Annotated in this window: 11 protein-coding genes; 6 read left to right on the top strand and 5 right to left on the bottom strand. The window is 34.5% G+C overall.

Annotated features, from left to right (window positions below; genetic code table 11):
• Positions 1-240: 240 nt before the first annotated feature.
• The 3 genes from dptH to dptF are packed head-to-tail and all read right to left on the bottom strand — an operon-like array spanning position 241 to position 9,256.
• Positions 241-5,580 carry a DNA phosphorothioation-dependent restriction protein DptH gene (dptH, locus tag CN378_RS17940; RefSeq protein ID WP_179884966.1) on the bottom strand — a complete coding sequence of 1,780 codons (5,340 nt, stop codon included), beginning with the start codon at positions 5,578-5,580 and terminating at the stop codon, positions 241-243.
• Positions 5,561-6,964 carry a DNA phosphorothioation-dependent restriction protein DptG gene (gene dptG / locus CN378_RS17935; protein WP_098353859.1) on the bottom strand — a complete coding sequence of 468 codons (1,404 nt, stop codon included), beginning with the start codon at positions 6,962-6,964 and terminating at the stop codon, positions 5,561-5,563. Before dptG ends, dptH begins: the two co-directional genes overlap by 20 nt.
• Positions 6,965-6,967: 3 nt before the next feature.
• Positions 6,968-9,256 carry a DNA phosphorothioation-dependent restriction protein DptF gene (dptF, locus tag CN378_RS17930; RefSeq protein ID WP_098353858.1) on the bottom strand — a complete coding sequence of 763 codons (2,289 nt, stop codon included), beginning with the start codon at positions 9,254-9,256 and terminating at the stop codon, positions 6,968-6,970.
• Positions 9,257-9,449: 193 nt separating this feature from the next.
• Between dptF and dndB the strand changes: the two genes are divergently transcribed.
• From dndB to CN378_RS17905, 5 genes are read left to right on the top strand one after another with little or no spacing between them, the layout of a single operon-like run.
• A complete protein-coding gene (gene dndB, locus CN378_RS17925) occupies positions 9,450-10,547 on the top strand; it encodes a DNA sulfur modification protein DndB (RefSeq protein ID WP_098353857.1) in 1,098 nt (365 codons plus the stop codon).
• Position 10,548: 1 nt separating this feature from the next.
• The gene (gene dndC / locus CN378_RS17920; protein WP_098353856.1) at positions 10,549-12,138 is read left to right on the top strand and encodes a DNA phosphorothioation system sulfurtransferase DndC; all 1,590 of its coding nucleotides are present in this window, start codon (positions 10,549-10,551) and stop codon (positions 12,136-12,138) included.
• A gap of 19 nt (positions 12,139-12,157) precedes the next feature.
• On the top strand, positions 12,158-14,143 hold the full coding sequence (dndD, locus tag CN378_RS17915; RefSeq protein ID WP_098353855.1) for a DNA sulfur modification protein DndD: 1,986 nt from the start codon (positions 12,158-12,160) through the stop codon (positions 14,141-14,143).
• Positions 14,140-14,511: a DNA sulfur modification protein DndE gene (gene dndE, locus CN378_RS17910; RefSeq protein WP_098353854.1), complete on the top strand. Its 372-nt coding sequence runs from the start codon at positions 14,140-14,142 to the stop codon at positions 14,509-14,511. Before dndD ends, dndE begins: the two co-directional genes overlap by 4 nt.
• A 14-nt stretch (positions 14,512-14,525) precedes the next feature.
• Positions 14,526-15,644 (top strand): cysteine desulfurase family protein, encoded by a 1,119-nt coding sequence (locus tag CN378_RS17905; RefSeq protein ID WP_098353853.1) that lies wholly within the window; start codon positions 14,526-14,528, stop codon positions 15,642-15,644.
• 62 nt (positions 15,645-15,706) lie between these two features.
• Here CN378_RS17905 and CN378_RS17900 read toward each other — a convergent pair whose 3' ends face one another.
• Together CN378_RS17900 and CN378_RS17895 are read right to left on the bottom strand one after the other, a co-directional pair.
• The gene (locus tag CN378_RS17900) at positions 15,707-16,057 is read right to left on the bottom strand and encodes a helix-turn-helix domain-containing protein (RefSeq protein WP_098353852.1); all 351 of its coding nucleotides are present in this window, start codon (positions 16,055-16,057) and stop codon (positions 15,707-15,709) included.
• A 147-nt stretch (positions 16,058-16,204) separates the two neighbouring features.
• Positions 16,205-16,528, bottom strand: a complete 324-nt coding sequence (locus tag CN378_RS17895; protein WP_098353851.1) for a nucleoside triphosphate pyrophosphohydrolase — start codon at positions 16,526-16,528, stop codon at positions 16,205-16,207.
• A 256-nt stretch (positions 16,529-16,784) separates the two neighbouring features.
• On the opposite strand from CN378_RS17895, the gene CN378_RS17890 reads away from it, so the two are divergent.
• Positions 16,785-17,045, top strand: a complete 261-nt coding sequence (locus CN378_RS17890; RefSeq protein WP_098353850.1) for a helix-turn-helix domain-containing protein — start codon at positions 16,785-16,787, stop codon at positions 17,043-17,045.
• Positions 17,046-17,102 lie beyond the last annotated feature (57 nt).

Here is a 17,102-nt window from a genome sequence, read left to right as displayed (position 1 = left end):
ATAATAGTAGCCAATCTTACTAGTAAACTCCATTTAATCTTACATTTATATCCAAATTATTGCAAAGTGTTTTTCTCATCTCAAATTATTCCTTATTCGTAACTTCTGGTTTTAGATAATAACTAAACCCCAATCTACTAATTCTTGATAAATACACAAAAACTTGCAGACATTTCCTTTAATAATAATATCTGCAAGTTAATCCTTTATTTTAAAATTTATAATTACAAAATTCAACAATTAAATTCGTTCGTTTAAAGACATGATGTTTACTACATTAATGGTAGGATTTGAGAGTTCACCGTTCTCTTTCTCCACTGGACCATGGACAATGCACTGCCCCTTTTTCAAGGATGAAAGAGCATTCTCCCACTGTTTTTTCTCATGCGGATCTTTAGACAAGCTACTAGCAATGTTAGATAGCTCTTGCTCAGGTGGTGAGAAATATACCTTCTGCGTTGCATTTTGAAGTCTTGCTAACTCACCTGCATCAAGCTGGGACTTCAGGAATTGGGTAGCGTACCATGCAGACCATCCGAACTTCCTTCCCTCCGTAAGTATCCGTGCTGAAGGTGATTTTTCAGTATGATCTAAGTTTTGGGCTTCATCCATAATGACAGGCATAGGTTGATTTTTATTACCATAGCGAACAGAGTAATTCCACAGATCCCAAAGTATAAACTCTGTAATCATTAATTGCACATCTCTTGGGAATCCAGTCAACTGGATAATATGAACTTCTCCATCACTCTTGATAATGTCATTCCATTTTAATGAATTATCATTATTAAATGGATTACGATCAATCAATGGCCTAATCTGAGATAGTGCTGTTTTGGCATAACTACTACCGTCTTCTTCGAGTAATTCTTTAAGTTTGATGAGGCTCATTCCTTCATCATATCGTTCTAACCCATTTAAAATAGCTTCATAGATGGCATTTTGTTGCTGAATACCTAACGTTTTATATACAGAAGAATAAACACTTTTTATACGTTCTGCTACATCTGTATTCGACTCAGGCAACTGAATTCCACCAATGTCTCGAACATTTTTCTCGAACGGATTGATAGGAAGCTTCTCACTATACACAATTTTGTGTTTAAGTTTATCTCCTAAGAAATCCACAAATTCTGGCTCAAGTTGGTTAGGCAAGAAGCCTTCAGTGTAGTCTATAACGATACTTGGAATTCCAAGCTTTGATTTTTCAAGTAACAAACACTGCATGAAGTACGTTTTACCCTGACCAGACTTACCGGAAATCAGTAAGTGTCTATTGGCTAAGCCTTTATTTCCATATTCCCAGTAGATTTTTCGGTTAGAATTCTCTGGTTTACCTATTAGTATTCTCGCATCTTCTAAATCTACGGACGAACGAGGCTTATCTTCATCAAGAGATTCCTTTGTGGATTCTCCATTTGAAGCGTTCTCTTGATCTTCAGACTCAACTTCGTATCCAGGAACAGTTGATTCACCTTGATCTAACTCAGCTGTTGAATCTTCTGGACTTTTTTCTACTAAATCGTTTGAAGAGTCTTCCTGTACTTCCTCAGACTGTTCTTTGCGTTCAACGCTAGCTCCATCGATTTCTTTGGTGACAGCCTCCGGTACTACTTCATACTCACCTTTACCATCAACCAATGCTACGGGTTCACTCGTACTTTCAGGTGGAGATGAAGTTGAAATAGAAGATGTATATCTAGTGGATAGCATGTCTTCCTTAACAAAATCATTTTCCTTTTCTTGAATCCAATCTCGTAAATCTTTAATCGGACGAACCAGACCTTCATATCCATCTTTTTCAGTTAGATTTAAAAGTAGAACATTAGAATCTACTACAGCACTGCGGTGATAAACATTCTTCTGGAACGAGAGGATAGCGCCTTCACCTATAAATTCATCAAGCTTTGTAGATACAGTATATTGATCTTTTAATAATTTTTCTTTTATTTCACTGGATAAGAAATAGCCTTTATCATTCCAAAATTCACTTTGTTCTAATTTCTTAGAGTTAGAGATGAGTAATTGCGCAAAGAAGTTTCGGTAAAACTTCCCTGTAAATGTATCACCTACTTCACCAGTAAGTGTCTCTAATAAAAGTTTCTTTGTTTTCTCAACTTGGATTTTTGCTTTTTCTAAAACAGTCCCACTATTAATTCCAATCTTGACTTCTACAGGATAGAAATGAAGGGCCAAATCATTATTGTTATTTTCTAAACCAATTAAGAGAAGGTCATCACTGTGGCTACCTTTTACTCCTAGATTCTTAGCAGTAAACACTCCTTCAGACTTATTAAGACTCACTGCTCCCGCAACCCTTAATACTTCTTCTAGAGAAATAGGCACCCAAAGTATATTAGGATGGTCTAGGTAAGAAACGGAGAATTTAATAGCTGATATAATACTTAACTTCTCCCGATCATAATGGCCCTTACTACCAATAATTCGAAGTAACCATTCACCGTTAAAGGTATTAAATGCTTTAATCGTACTTAACACATTTTGATCTGTTCCTTCCACTTCTTTTTGTTTAAGGAACTCCTTGATGACTGCATAGTACTGGTTAGACTTATCTGTTACTGTAATGGCATCATATCTACTCGATGATGAGTACTGGTCACTGTAGTGAATAACTACTAGGTTTCCATCATATTGATTAAAATACTCCAGATCAATGGTAGGATCTACAAACGTTACCCAATAAGAAGATTTGAAGATTTTTTCTAAATCTTCCTCATCCGTTGTCGTAGTCCTCGAGAAGATCGCTTCGCCTTTTCGATAGCTGTCGTTTCCACTATTCCTTAAATTTGCAGCAAGCTCATTCACAAAATAGGAAGTTAAGGTTAGATAGTTATCTTCCTCAATCGTATAAGACTTCACGCCAAATCCACTCTTATAGTTTTCTTCATCTTTCATGGAAGGTACACTTGAGTATAAGCCTTCAATTGCCACACCTGAATCCATGTCACGCATAGGTTGAACAGCGAATTTCTCCTGAGCCTTCATCTTGTAAAAGGAAATGTGAGCGTATTTATATTCAGTGGTGTCACTTTTCTTATAAAAGAACAGCTTTTCTCTGATTTTTCTTAGTACATCCTCTTGATCATAGTCATTATGCTTTAACTTAATGTCAAATAATTCTACAAGTGCAGCTACTGAATCTGTCCGGGCAAAAAGATCAAATGCTGAATCTGCTTCATCTTTTCTATACAGAGTAACTTCAATAGGTTTTAGATAATCGATTCCTTCTTTTTCGATTACATTTACCATCCATTGAAGAATACCCTTCAATACTTCATGATCATTCACGATGTTAATAATATTCAGCTGTAACGGAGCAAGTGATTGTTCAATAAATAAATATGAGAAATGCTCTTTAAATTGAGACATCTTGTCACTAACTACTTTAGCTAAAAATTGATTCGCATCTGAAACAGAAACATTTTGAACTAATTTAAAGGTTAACCATTCTAAAGCAGCCTGTTGATGTTCTGATTTATATAAATTTTCATTTTCATCATATATATATGGGAGCAGCGCATCAGGATGAAGACGGTTAAGTATACTGTTATCTACTTCTTCCGAATCCAATAAGTCATAGAACTTTAGTTTAAAAGCAACCATTAGTGGGTGAAATGGTGTTAAGTAAACCATTTCATTTGATTGAACCATACCTAGTTTAAATAGATCCATTCCCCTTTTTCCAGCTGGAGTGCCATTTCTGAAACCTTTAATCTCATTCACATAGGCTGAAAGATACTCTTTCGCCCTTGTCTCATAATCAGGAGTAACATAAGACAAGCTAGGGATTGAATTCCAGGTTTTAAAATACGTAATAAACCTACTATAGGCTTCTCTAAGGTCGTCACTTAGTTTAAGATCTTCTTGTAAAAGCTGATCCGAATCAAATTTAGCAAATTTCATACCTTCTTCAACCCAAGTATCTTCCCAATGAAAATACTGTTTATATTCTGAGTGCATATAAAATTCACTGTTCTCAAGAACTAGTCGATTATTTTCTTTTATCCACTGTATATCCTGACCTTTTTCCCTAATAAGCCTCCAAAGTCTCTGACCATTTATAGGCATAGATTCCTGTAATTCGTTTTTAAGTAAGACTGGTACATGGACCTCGCCAAATGATAAGTTTATTTTCAGCTCATCTTCATCATTAAATGCTTCTGGAAGTGGCTTAATTGTCACTTGATTGTCTTCTGAAATGTCCACCTTTTGATCGTCTTTTTCTACTTCTATAGTCTGTTTATCAAATCCTTGTCCTAGGACGACTTGATCTCCCTCATACTGGAGACCAATTACTTTTTGAATAGGGTCTATCGTATAATTAGATTTAAACTTATCTAAGCATATAGGCTCTACAGGTACTACAGCTACTAAGAAATCAGCACCTAAAGACGCCTTTTTATCATGCTTGTAAGTGAACCTGGTAAAGGTCACATTATTTTTTTCAGTGTTTATACTCACTTCGATATTGGTCTTTTTCACTTCAGTAGAACAAGAAGATTTGAATTGATTCTGAACGGTAAGATACTCGCTCGATAGACTCTTTATATCACCCATAAACTGAAAATTTGCCTGTAATTTAATTTCAGGTAATTGGTCGGGATTAAATATGATTAAGTGTCTTTTTCGCTTTCCTGCCGATGATTCTTTATGAGGTTTATTCCATAATGTCAACTTGTCGCTTATTTTAATTGTTTGTAAATCGACTTTTTTCTTTTTATTGAGTTTTTTATGCTCTTCATGGAATTTATGAACCTGTGAATAAGGTTGAGTCATCCATTCCGACCCTTTTAATTCTTTCACTCCATTAGGTGAAAACATCTTATCTAACTCTTCATCCCCTAAACCAAAGTCGTGAACCCTTCTGACAAAATCAAAAAGTTCCCGGTTCTCATTTAACCTGTTCCTCTGATCTTTTCCCTTAAAGGTTGCTAAATCGTCATCTTTGAATATGCCAAACTTATGATATTCTTGGTCTTCGATTGAGCCTCTCTCCAATGTTTTAAAGATGTCTTCAAAATCAAACAAAGTGATTTGCTGATATGATTGTTCTTTAATGAGGTTATCTAAATTATCCTGTAAGATAATTTGGTCAACCTTTTCAAGTCCGCTATTCTCTATTTTAATTTTTAGATTAGAGAAGATAGAATTAATATGAAGAGGCATCCCCTCTTTTTGAAGATCACTACTTCCTCCCTGGATAGAGTCCAGTTGCTCAGTTACTACACTAAGAAGCGCGGTTTGGTTCCACCCTTCCTTTTGCTCACCAACTAGATTTCTTAATGTAACTAAGAAATCCGGGGTAACGTTTTCAGAGGTATGGGCAATAACCAATTTCACACCATTAAATGGAATAGAGAAAGTTTCATATTTTTCGCCTTGAGCATGCTGGTACGTGAAAGTTTGTATATTAGTAATTTCTCTCAAAGAACTGATTAATTGACTTAGTTCCTTTTGATTATCTAATTGTAGGTAATATCTATTTCCGGGTTTAACAACAGTTGTTTTAAAGTAATCAATTAACGTAGAAACGATGTAATTATAAAATTGGTTTGACATACTGAGCATCACCACTATCACTTTTTTTATCGATAATATTCAAGTTATCGAATAGGTTCATCACTTCTTTTTTCGAATAACGATCCAGTGCTATTCCTCTCTTTTCAAATTCATGGAATAGTTCATTTAAAGGAATACGTTTGTCTTTTACAGAAACAGCTGTAATCAATAGCAAGAATTCATGTTTGATATTTAAAACATTTCCTATACTTCCTCTACTCTTAACGAATTGGTCGGAAGCAAGGTCTTCTATATTCTTACCGAATTTATCAGCTACACTACTACTCGTTCCCTTTTGGAGACAAGCAAATAACACCTTAAATGCTTCTGGCAGGGTTTCTGAGTTATCTTCAATGGTTATGTTTGTAAACGGTAGATTTTTATATAAATTGATCCATTCTTTTAGTTCGAGTAGAAATTCCTGTTCAAAACTTTCACCTTTATTTTTTATTCTATCGTATAAAGTACTATAAGGAATAAAATTCAAACGATCTTCCTTGTCTTCCTGAAAAACATTGTGACTCAAATGAGAAATCGTATGTATATGCGGGAACAATTTCTTGGCATTTTCTTTAATAAACTTATATCCTAACATTTCGTCTGCTGCACTTCTCCGTTTACTAATTGCTTCCCACTCTAATGCAAAGTATAAAGGAGTTACTTCATCAAAATTTGCATTAGTGAATTGCTCAAACTTAAACACTAGCTGCATTGCATACATTAATGTATAGAAATGAGTCAACAAAGGAAACGTTGCTAAGAAATAATCCTTATGCTTACTGAGAAAGATTAAATCTTCTTGGTAACACTCCACTAGAGGGGCAAGTAGCTGTTGATATTGTCTTCTCTTCCCTTTTGCTTCTTTAAGACCATCTAATTGACTTAGTACTAATTCAGTCAAAATGTCTTCGGATTTTTTATTCATAAAGATTTCTTTAATCTCATTATTTTCTAATGCGAGCGTCTCACTTAAGAATTGTGCATATTTCTTAAATTCCCCTTCAAACCGTTCATTAGGGATATAATTAAATAAATATGGATGAATAGGCTTGATCTCATCTTCATTAGACAGATATTGATTTAAAAAGCGGACGAAATCATATGAGGCATCGCTATCATCTAGAAACTCCACTTTACTTGCGATATGCTCACTATATTTGTTTTGTTCCTCGGTCGTAAACGTTTCAATCTCAGAATACGCATGGGAGTCTAGTTCCAATGAAGAGTTAAAGCGAACAAACTCACCAAGGACCTGATTGAAATTCCCCTTAATGGCACCCGTTCTCTTAGTTAAGAAGGGCAAGACATCAAGGACTTCTCCTACATCATGCTTGTTTTTTTTGATTAAATGTTCATTTAAATGTTCAATGTAAAGATGACTCATCTCTTATTTCTCCCTTTCAAAGACGAAACGCTCAAAATCATCTTTCTTAATTTTGTAGAATTTCTTGTCATTTGGGTAATGAATTAGTAGTTCACTTCTCTTCTCTCCAAAGGCCATTAGCTTCTCTATAAACTCTACAAACTTGATTGCGTCTTCTATATCTTTTTTATTTGGGCGATACCCATCTTCCACTTTCATCAATAATTCGTATAAGGGAAAGTCTATATCTAAAAATTCTTTTGTCTCATGATCACCCTTATGGTAACCCATTAAAATAGAAGATTTAAAAGAGTATAGAACATCCTCTGTATTTTGCTTTATATGCGAAACATAAGGTCTTAGTACAAGCTTTTGAGCAAGTCTGAACTTCTCATCTGGTTTATTAAGGTAGATATACTCTCTCTTGGGCGAGCCTTTCCAATTGAAAATAGCCGATTTAATTTCTCCATAAAAATTGATAATATGCGCTTTTTCTCCTACATTAAAATAATAAAGATATTTAATAAAAGAAGTGTACAGTGGATCCGTCAATTTAGACGCAAATTGCTTATTTGTTAGTGATGCGATTCGAATAAATGTCTTGAAAAACAAATCAAAGGAATAGTTAGTTAGGTTTGTTTCCTGAGCCAGTGGTTTTAACCATTTTGCTGCTGTTTCAGAAACTATATTGTCTTCAATTAAATTCCCCCAATCGCTTAGGGTGTTAAGATCAATGACAATTTGATCTATATAAATAGACCTTTTATGAATCGGGTCTCCATAACTTAATGCATTCAGAATGACAGATCTCTCTTTCCTATTAAAAACTAGAGTTGGAACAGCATTTTTAAGCACCTCAAATTCAGACATAATGGCTGTGGTGCGAACATCATCTGGAATAATGATATCTGCAATGAAATTTAAAAATGCCCGTGCTGAGATAACTAATTTGTATTTTATAATGGCTTCAATTAAGAGATTTACAATTTGTTTTTGTACAAACTCATTCTGCAACATTCTGTAATTCTCATGGGCCATAGTATTAAATTCTCTCTTCTCATCTTCCACAAGAGCTCTGTAAAAGGGGTTTTCTTCATGATTAGAGAAGATTTTCTCCATTAAAGTAGTATAAAAGCTAGAAGTTGGACCATCTTTCTTTAATTCATATGGATGGTAGTCACCAAAGCTAAGTAAATCGAAATTACCACTGGAGTAATGTGTAGTAATATTTGGTGAGAACAATTCACTTTCCTCTACCAAGTCACTTAGCTTTTGATAAGAGTATTCCTTATGCTTAGCATGGATGAAGTTATGAAGGACCCCCATGTTAATAGCCAATATTACTTTCTCACTAGTTTCCTCTATATGTTGATCAGAGAAGCTTTTCAACACATCTTCCAGAGTTTCCATCGCATTCTTCCCTGGAGAAAAGCTTTCAGTTGCATCATTATAAATGGTATATTCATCAATCAGATGAGGTTTATTTTCTTTAAGATATGCTAGTAAGTGAGACTTACCATCTCCCACACTTCCACATAACAAAATTAAATTCCCATTTGACTTGCCATTTCTTCCTTCTAAAATATGTTCAAAATCTAACTGAATCTTCCGATCCACATGCATATAATTCTTAAAATGACTGAATTGATTTGCATTCTCGATCGCTTCCTGGGAAGAGTCCTGTAGACGTTTTAGCTCTCTTAATAGATAGCTCTCTCCTTCTCCGATCTTCTCATCAAACAAACTATTCTCCTTTACACTAAAAGGGGTAGTAGGCTGCTTTTCTTCTTGTTCTTCTTCTGGCACTAATTTTGAAAATCCATTAGAACCTAATAATTGCATGATTTTTTTCTGAACAAGGTCTTCAATATTTGCTTCCTTTTTTGGAGGCTTAGGAGTTTCATATAATGGTATTTTGATTTGTTTTACTGAATATACCTCAACAAACCAAACCGCAATATTGTACATTTCTTTATGTAATTTGAAAGCTACTGTTATATCGTTAAATCCACCATCATGAGCGGCTTTATTACCTGATAACCGAATCGTATCAAACGATTGTTGTACTTCCCTCTCGATGTATCCTCCACGAGTTAAATATGAAATTTTATCATAAAGCGAATTTACATAAGGAGCTTCAATCTCTTCAATCTTAAAAACCTCGTTTAATATCGCTTCTGCAAATAATCTACCTTTTACAATGGAGCTACTGGCATCTTCAAAAAGAAGTTCTTCCATTTTCTTTGCATTTTGAGCTGCAACAGGATTGATCTCATCTATAAAACTCAGGAAAAATTGTTCATCTGTACTCATTTCTCATCATCTCCGAAGTGTCTCTTTTGTAACAATTTTAACATACAACTGACAAAAAATTGATATCTCACCTTACTTTCCAGAAAATGTTTTATTAAATATACGAATAAAGGTTCGTATTTAATTGAAGATCACTTAATAAAGGTATATAATAATATCATAAAATTACGTACGTAAAATGGAGGTTGTACACATGGATGCGGCATTTAGTTATACTTTCCCTGCAATTAAGGGGGTTCAGGCAGATAAGGAATATTATGTAGCAATGTGTCCATTAAGAATTATCCCTAAGATTTTCTTATTTGATGAGGACGAGATCCCACCAGAACATAGGGCTCAACGAATTCTTAACAAAACAAGAATCCCTGAGATTACAAATTATATTGTAGAAAATAATCGTGATTATGTATTTTCTTCTTTAACAGCCTCTATTGATGGAGAGTTGGAATTTGTTCCTTTTGGACAGGACCCTTCTTCAAAAGATCTTGGCCAATTACGAGTTGCTTTAGATGCGCGCTTTTTAATCAATGATGGACAGCATCGGCGTGCCGCTATAGAAGAAGCATTAAAAATATCACCAGAAATAGGGTCTGAGACTATTTCTGTTGTATTCTTTCATGACGAAGGGTTAACAAAATCACAACAGATATTCTCCGACCTAAATCGTCATGCTGTAAATACGACTTCTTCTATTGGTATTTTATATGATCATCGTGATAAACTGGCACTCGTGACAAAAGAAATTGTAAAAGAAATTCCATTGTTGAAACGATATACAGACCGGGAAAGAGTATCTCTTTCTAAGAATTCACCTAAGATTTTAGCTCTGAATCATGTTTTTAATACAAATCTTAAGCTTCTAGGAAAAACGAAAGGCGATTCTATTTCTGATGATGATAAACAATTCTTGTTCGAATTCTGGCAAACTCTCACAGAAAGTATTGTTGAATGGAACGATGTTTTAAACAAAAAGCTTTCTCCTAGAGATCTAAGAGCAAACTTTATCGTTGGTCACGGAGTTTTCATTGAAGCTATTGGAGTGTTAGGTAAATATCTAAGGGAGTTCCATACCGAAGATTGGAAAAAACATTTACAAAAGTTGTCTACAATAGACTGGAATCGTGCAAACACAGAGTTTTGGTTAGGAAGAGCGTTTAACCAGAATGGCAGAATCCAAAAGAACAACCATACCATCCAACTAACTACAAATAAAATTAAGACCTTACTAGGATTGCCACTTCTTGAACACGAGATGAACATAGAGAATAAATTTAAGCAAGGGGATCATTAAAATGAGCGAGGGAATTATTTCAAGTCTCTTAACTGAAGAAAAAACAGTCATAGATAAAGCAAAAGAACAAATTATTGACGTATACCTATCCGATGACAGACCATGGGTAGTTGGATATAGCGGAGGAAAAGACTCAACAGTAGTCGTACAACTTGTATTTGAAGCATTAAAAGAATTACCACCAGAGAAGCTTCACAAAAAAATATATGTGATCTCGTCAGATACTCTTGTAGAGACACCTCTGATTATTCAATCGATTAATCAGACATTACGGAAAGTGCAGGAAAAAGCATTAGACTTAGGTTTACCAATTGAAACACACAAAGTAAAACCAGTTGTGGAGCAATCTTTCTGGTATAACATTATTGGAAAAGGTTATCCATCTCCTAACCAGCAATTTCGTTGGTGTACGGATCGATTAAAAATTGATCCGGCCAATCAATTTATTACTGATAAAGTAAACTCTTTTGGTGAAGTCATCATGGTGCTAGGCGTACGAGAAGACGAAAGTGCTACAAGAGCCAATGTCATTCGTTCCCATACTGTTGAGGGAAAAGTTTTGATGCGTCACTCAACTTTATCGAATGCATATGTATACGCACCAATTAAAGCATTTGATTTAGATGATGTGTGGGATTACCTATTGAATAACCCTTCTCCATGGGGAGACGACAACTATGAGCTACATAGACTTTATCAAGACTCCAGCAGTGGAGAATGTCCTTTAGTCGTAGATAAGACGGTTAAAGATACAGCAGGTTCTTGTGGTAATAGTCGCTTTGGTTGCTGGGTATGTACAGTGGTAAATGAAGATAAAGCACTTTCTGGATTTATTCAAACAGGCCATGATTGGATGAAACCGTTGTTGAATTTCAGAAACTGGCTATCTTCTATTAGAGATGATCGTACGATGAGAATGAAATATCGAAAACATGGTCAAATCTATTTTCGTGATATTCATGTGGAAGTGATTGATGGGAAAGAATATCATCACATTCCTAAAAAAGGTAGTAGACCGAAAGAATTCGTTGAGATCAATGATGAAAATTATATCATTGTGGAAAGAGATAACTTAAAAACGTATCTATTAGAACATGATATCGACCTAAGTACAGAGCAGGGACATAATATTCTGGTCACCTATATGGATGAGGACTCTAATGAAGAAAAGTATGCGCAACTTGGCCTCGGACCTTTTACAATGAAAGCTAGACGAGAAATACTAGAAAGACTTCTAAAAACACAAAAGCAATTACAACATCCAGATGATTCTAACTATGAACTGATTAAAGAAGAAGAATTAAAAGCCATTCGTAAGATCTGGTATAAAAATGGTGATTGGGAAGATCATGTTCCTCAAATCTTTAAATCTGCCATTGGTCATGACCTAGAGTGGGAAATTGATGATCGTCCTTTATTTAACAGTGATCAAATATCTGACCTTGAATTACTTTGCGATGAATATAAAGTGGACATTAAAGTCATTAAAAAGCTGTTATTTGTTGAAAAAGATTTTTCTGGATTAAAAGTTAGACGAGGCTTAATGGAAGAAATGTCAAAAGTACTCAAACAAGATTATTTACACTTATAAGATTTCAAGGAGATAAACTATGTATCTTAAAAAAATTCATCTTACAAACATTGGTCCTTACCGAGGGATGCACACCATTGACTTATCAACTTCTTCCAGCAAAAACACGGTACTGATTGGTGGGGAAAATGGAGCTGGAAAGACGACATTATTGAATTCCATTAAGATGGGACTATTCGGTTCATTTGCATTTGGTTATAAAACAGAAAACAAAGAGTACTTAAAAAAAGTAGATTCACTACTTAACTATTCAGCAAAAATGAATAACGAAAATAATTTCCGCTTAAGAATAGATTTTGAAGTCATTGACGATTTTACAAAAAAAGAATATTCCCTTTACAGATCCTGGCGCTACCAAAACGAAAATGTTAAAGAATCGCTTGATGTACTGCAAGATGGGAAATTTTTAAATGACTACGAAAGAGAAGTCTTTCAATCAAAATTAAAAGAAATTATGCCCCCTCATTTATTGGATCTATGCCTATTTGACGGAGAAGAAATCTCTAGAATTATTAATAACAACCTACTATCAAGTTATATTGAGAAACTGACCAATGTTCTCTTTAACCTAGACTTATTTGAAGTAATGGAAAAAGATTTAGATCTGTACAGTCAACAAAGTGCACGTACAGCTTCATTAAATGATCAAGAAAAAGAACTAATTAACCTAAAAGAAACAAAGAGTAGTCATCAAAATAAAATAATGGAATATCAAAAAAAGATACACGACCTCTCTCTACAGCGACAAACGGTCGAAGAGGAATATGAAAGAATTAAAAGTGATTTTGAAATCCATGGCGGATTAGTTAGAGATCAAAGAGAAAGCATTAATCAAAGCATAGTAGGATTAGAAAATGACAGGAAGCAAAACCAGGAGCTTCTAAAGAATTTTGTAGCTAGTACTCTACCATTCTACTTGGCTAAAGATCTTGTAAAAGAAACAAGGGAACAATTAACTAATGAAGAAAAATTCCAACTGTTCTCTTCTTTAGACGAGAAATTAACAAGTGACAAAATTAAGAGTATTCTTAAGCAGCTGGAACTTACACCAAATGAGAATTCAGAAAATGTTCTAAGACAAGAAATACTCTCAACCGTGAAACCTTCTGATTCCACTGGTCTAATTCACGGGGCATCATTCTCTGAAGGAAACCAGGTTGAAAACATTTATCAAGAAGTTCAAACCAATAAATTGGATTCTTACATTAGCGTGATTGATGAAAATAAAGCTAAACTTAAAGAAATTCAAGAATTAAGAGGAAAACTTAAAATTAATGATTCTTCATCTGAGTTTAGTGGAATGGTTTCTGACATGGAAAAATACAATAGACAACTCCACTCAATTACTCAGGAGATTGAAGCAGCGCAAAGTGCATTAGTAGAATTACAGACTCAACTAGATAAAGTGAATTCTTCTATAGAAACAATTGAATTTAAGTTTAGAGATCAAGAAAAGAGTAGAAACTCATTCGTGGAATCTCAAAAGATTATCTCGTTAAGTCAAAAATTCAGGAAGATTCAACTCCAAAAGAAATTGCAAGAAGTTCAAATGGAAGCATTACGTATGCTGAATAAATTAATGAGAAAACGGAATTATATTGCTTCTATTAAAATTGATTCATCCACTTTTGAAGTAAGTCTCTATGATCAAAATAATGAAGCAATGGAGAAATCCACCCTCTCTGCGGGTGAAAAAGAAATACTGTTATTATCGATCATTTGGGCAATATTTAAATGTTCCGGCAGAAATGTACCTTTCATATTTGATACATTACTAGGTAGACTGGACCGCTCACATAAACAAAGTATACTAACTCACTATATTCCGAATTGTGGCCGACAAGCGATTGTACTCTCAACTGATTCAGAGATCGATGAATCAACCTATAATCTACTGCACAACTACACGGCTAAGGAATACACACTCGACTTCGATGTAAACAACAAAGAGACAACTATACTAAATGATTACTTTTCTTTTAAAGGAATGGAGGTTAACCAATGAATTTTAGAATAAAAACGTCCAAGAACACTGGAGAGATCTTAAAAACCCTTCAATCCTCTACAGGGCTAACTTGGAATATATTATCTAGAATTGCGGTAGGTTTATCTCTACGTATTCCTGAAGTTCCTGAAATGGTCCAAGATAAAAATGGTGTAGATATTCATCGTAATGCTATGACTGGAGAACATGATTATGTCTTCAAAGCAATCATTCGTCAGCATACACAGCGCAACCTGACAGATGAAGAATATTTTCCTGACTATTTCAATGCACATTTAGAGCGCGGAATTAAACTACTTGAAAACGAATATCGCCATGCAGGTAACTACGATAAATTACTAAATAATTTATTTAAAATAGATGCATAAAGGGGTTAATCTATATGTTATATCTAGATAACAGTGCAACTACTCCCCTCTTACCAGAAGTTAAAGAGGCTATGCTTCCGTACTTACTTGAGGAATTTGGGAATCCCTCAAGTAAGTACTATTCTTTTGCCGTGAATGCAAAAGAGGCTGTTGAAAATGCCAGAAATAATGTTGCGCTACTATTAGGAAGTAAGCCTGAAGAATTAACTTTTACTAGTGGATCGACTGAGACTAACAACATGGTGTTAAAAGGCGTTGCAGATTATTATCAGTCAAAGGGCAAACATATTATTACTTCAAAAACCGAACACCCTTCTGTTCTAGATACATGTGAGTATTTAGAACGGAAAGGATATGAAATAACTTATCTTGATGTTGATGGTTATGGACGGGTCTCTTGTGAAGATTTAGAAGAAGCTCTGAGAGAGGATACTATACTTGTATCTATTATGTGGGGGAATAATGAACTTGGGTCATTAAACCCGATTAAAACAATCTCAGAATTTTGCGTTGATAAAGGGGTATTATTTCATACAGATGCTACTCAAGTTATAGGTAAAGTTGATCTTAATCTTGAGAACTACCCTGGTATATCTTTCTTGTCTTGCTCAGCTCATAAGTTTCACGGACCTAAAGGAACTGGAGTTGCCTACATCAGACGAGATGAGTATGGTATTTCTACTCCTTTAACCCCTCTTATTCATGGCGGTGGACAGGAACAAGGCATCAGAAGTGGTACACTTGCTGTCCATAATATTGTTGGGATGGGAAAAGCAGCAAAATTAGCTTATCAATCTCTACAAGAGAATATCAATAAATTGAATCGATTAGAAGAAACACTAAGAGATATACTTTTAGAAAAATTTAAGACTGTTATTTCTTTTAATAACGATCAAAAAGATAAAATCCCTGGAATCTTGAGTGTGCAATTTAAGGGATTGAACAATGAGATCCTTGTTAAGAAACTTTCACCGGTTATGGCTGTATCTACAGGATCTGCTTGTAGTTCGAGTAAACCTAGTCATGTACTTGCTGCGATTGGTTTGACGATTGATGAGGTTAGGAATACTATTCGGTTTTCTTTATCACACCTAATTATTGAAGATGACTTATTAGTCTTTAAATCTCTTTAGGAAGTCCAAAATATTAAGAGCCTTTCAAATATTAATTGAATTGGCTCTTAATATTTTGCCTATTACTTCATTAGTTCTTTCTTCACTATCCTCTTCGCTTTTATATATGCAATCACTTCAAGAAGTTCATCTTGACTCACTTCTATTTCGTCCACAGTCATAAAGAATTGGTCCTTTATTAATTCTTCATTCAGATTTATGTCAATTTTCTTATCGACTCCATAAATTAGAAATTCCAAAGAAATGTTAAAAAATTCTGCTATTCTCTTTAAGTGATTAATGCTAGGTTCTTTTTTTCCAAACTCATAACTCCAGATAATTCCTTTAGTCAGATTTATCTTATTTGCAAACTCATCTAGAGTTAGGTCACTTTTTTCTCTTATTTCTTTCAATCTAGCTCCAATAGTCTCCATTTCTCTCCCCCTCAAACTTGCTGACAACCCTTTACTCTCAGTGAACTTCTTTTACTTCATGTTCTATTCACGAATGAATTCTTTTCTCTATCTCTCTGAAAATAGGTCTATTAATGGGTCACTACACAATTTGAACTCAAAAATGAATTAATCCTTTACCTCAATCAGGAACACCTTCTCCTGAAACCCCCCACGCTTCTCATACTTATTTTTCCGCACTGCTTCTACTTCTTCAATAGTAGATCCATGCTGCTTAGCCAAAGCCCTAATAATCTCCAGCAAATCAGCAAGCTCTTCCACAGCTTCTCCATCCGTTTCAGTCGCACAGTATTCATCAAGTTCCTCATAAGCTTTTTCTTTTAAGTACTTTATGTAGTCTTTATCGTTAAGGATCTTTGTTGAAAACTCCTTACCTTTACTTTCAATGATCTGTGGGATTTTATCCCGTACTAACTTGTTGTAGGTCGGCATATTGGTGACCTCCTATAGATTATATTATCTATATTTTAACATTTATATGGAGTCCATAGAGCAAAGATGGGCACATCAGTTACTTTCTTACCAATTCTCAATCCCTATAAGGCACCTGAATATAGAAATCCCTTTTAAATAACCAGTGACAAAAATAAATTCGATAAATTTTACATAATTTGTAATAATCCTACTTACTGTTCGTGGTACATGATTTTCCCCAATTTGATAATGGTTCTAAAAAGGGGAGAATCCTTTGGTAAAAGAAGAAAATAAGCCTTTTGCGGAATTACTGGGAAAGATACTGAAAAGAAGAAGAATTGAAATGGATATGACCCAGGCTGAGTTTGCCTGGATCACTAAAATGTCTGAAGAAGGCTACGGAAGGATCGAGAGAGGAGAAAGTATTCCAACCTCACTAACACTAAGCAGAATACATAATAATACAGGAATTAGCATTGACCGGATTTTTCAGGAAATTGATAGAATAAAAAAAACAAATAAGCCAAAAGAATGACTTGGTAGTTAATTGGGGGGATTACCATTAAGAAACAAGAATTGATTCTATTAAAAG

Origin of the sequence: Bacillus sp. AFS015802 (assembly GCF_002561455.1) — a bacterium.
Lineage (GTDB): Bacteria > Bacillota > Bacilli > Bacillales > Bacillaceae_B > Rossellomorea.
The sequence above is the reverse complement of the archived record's forward strand: the minus strand, read 5'-3'. Positions and strand labels throughout refer to the sequence as shown.

Excerpts from the sequence above, each read along its gene's own strand:
- dptH (WP_179884966.1), bottom strand. The coding sequence starts at position 5,580 with ATGTCAAACCAATTTTATAATTACATCGTTTCTACGTTAATTGATTAC.
- dptG (WP_098353859.1), bottom strand. The coding sequence starts at position 6,964 with ATGAGTCATCTTTACATTGAACATTTAAATGAACATTTAATCAAAAAA.
- dptF (WP_098353858.1), bottom strand. The coding sequence starts at position 9,256 with ATGAGTACAGATGAACAATTTTTCCTGAGTTTTATAGATGAGATCAAT.
- dndB (WP_098353857.1), top strand. The coding sequence starts at position 9,450 with ATGGATGCGGCATTTAGTTATACTTTCCCTGCAATTAAGGGGGTTCAG.
- dndC (WP_098353856.1), top strand. The coding sequence starts at position 10,549 with ATGAGCGAGGGAATTATTTCAAGTCTCTTAACTGAAGAAAAAACAGTC.
- dndD (WP_098353855.1), top strand. The coding sequence starts at position 12,158 with ATGTATCTTAAAAAAATTCATCTTACAAACATTGGTCCTTACCGAGGG.
- dndE (WP_098353854.1), top strand. The coding sequence starts at position 14,140 with ATGAATTTTAGAATAAAAACGTCCAAGAACACTGGAGAGATCTTAAAA.
- CN378_RS17905 (WP_098353853.1), top strand. The coding sequence starts at position 14,526 with ATGTTATATCTAGATAACAGTGCAACTACTCCCCTCTTACCAGAAGTT.
- CN378_RS17900 (WP_098353852.1), bottom strand. The coding sequence starts at position 16,057 with ATGGAGACTATTGGAGCTAGATTGAAAGAAATAAGAGAAAAAAGTGAC.
- CN378_RS17895 (WP_098353851.1), bottom strand. The coding sequence starts at position 16,528 with ATGCCGACCTACAACAAGTTAGTACGGGATAAAATCCCACAGATCATT.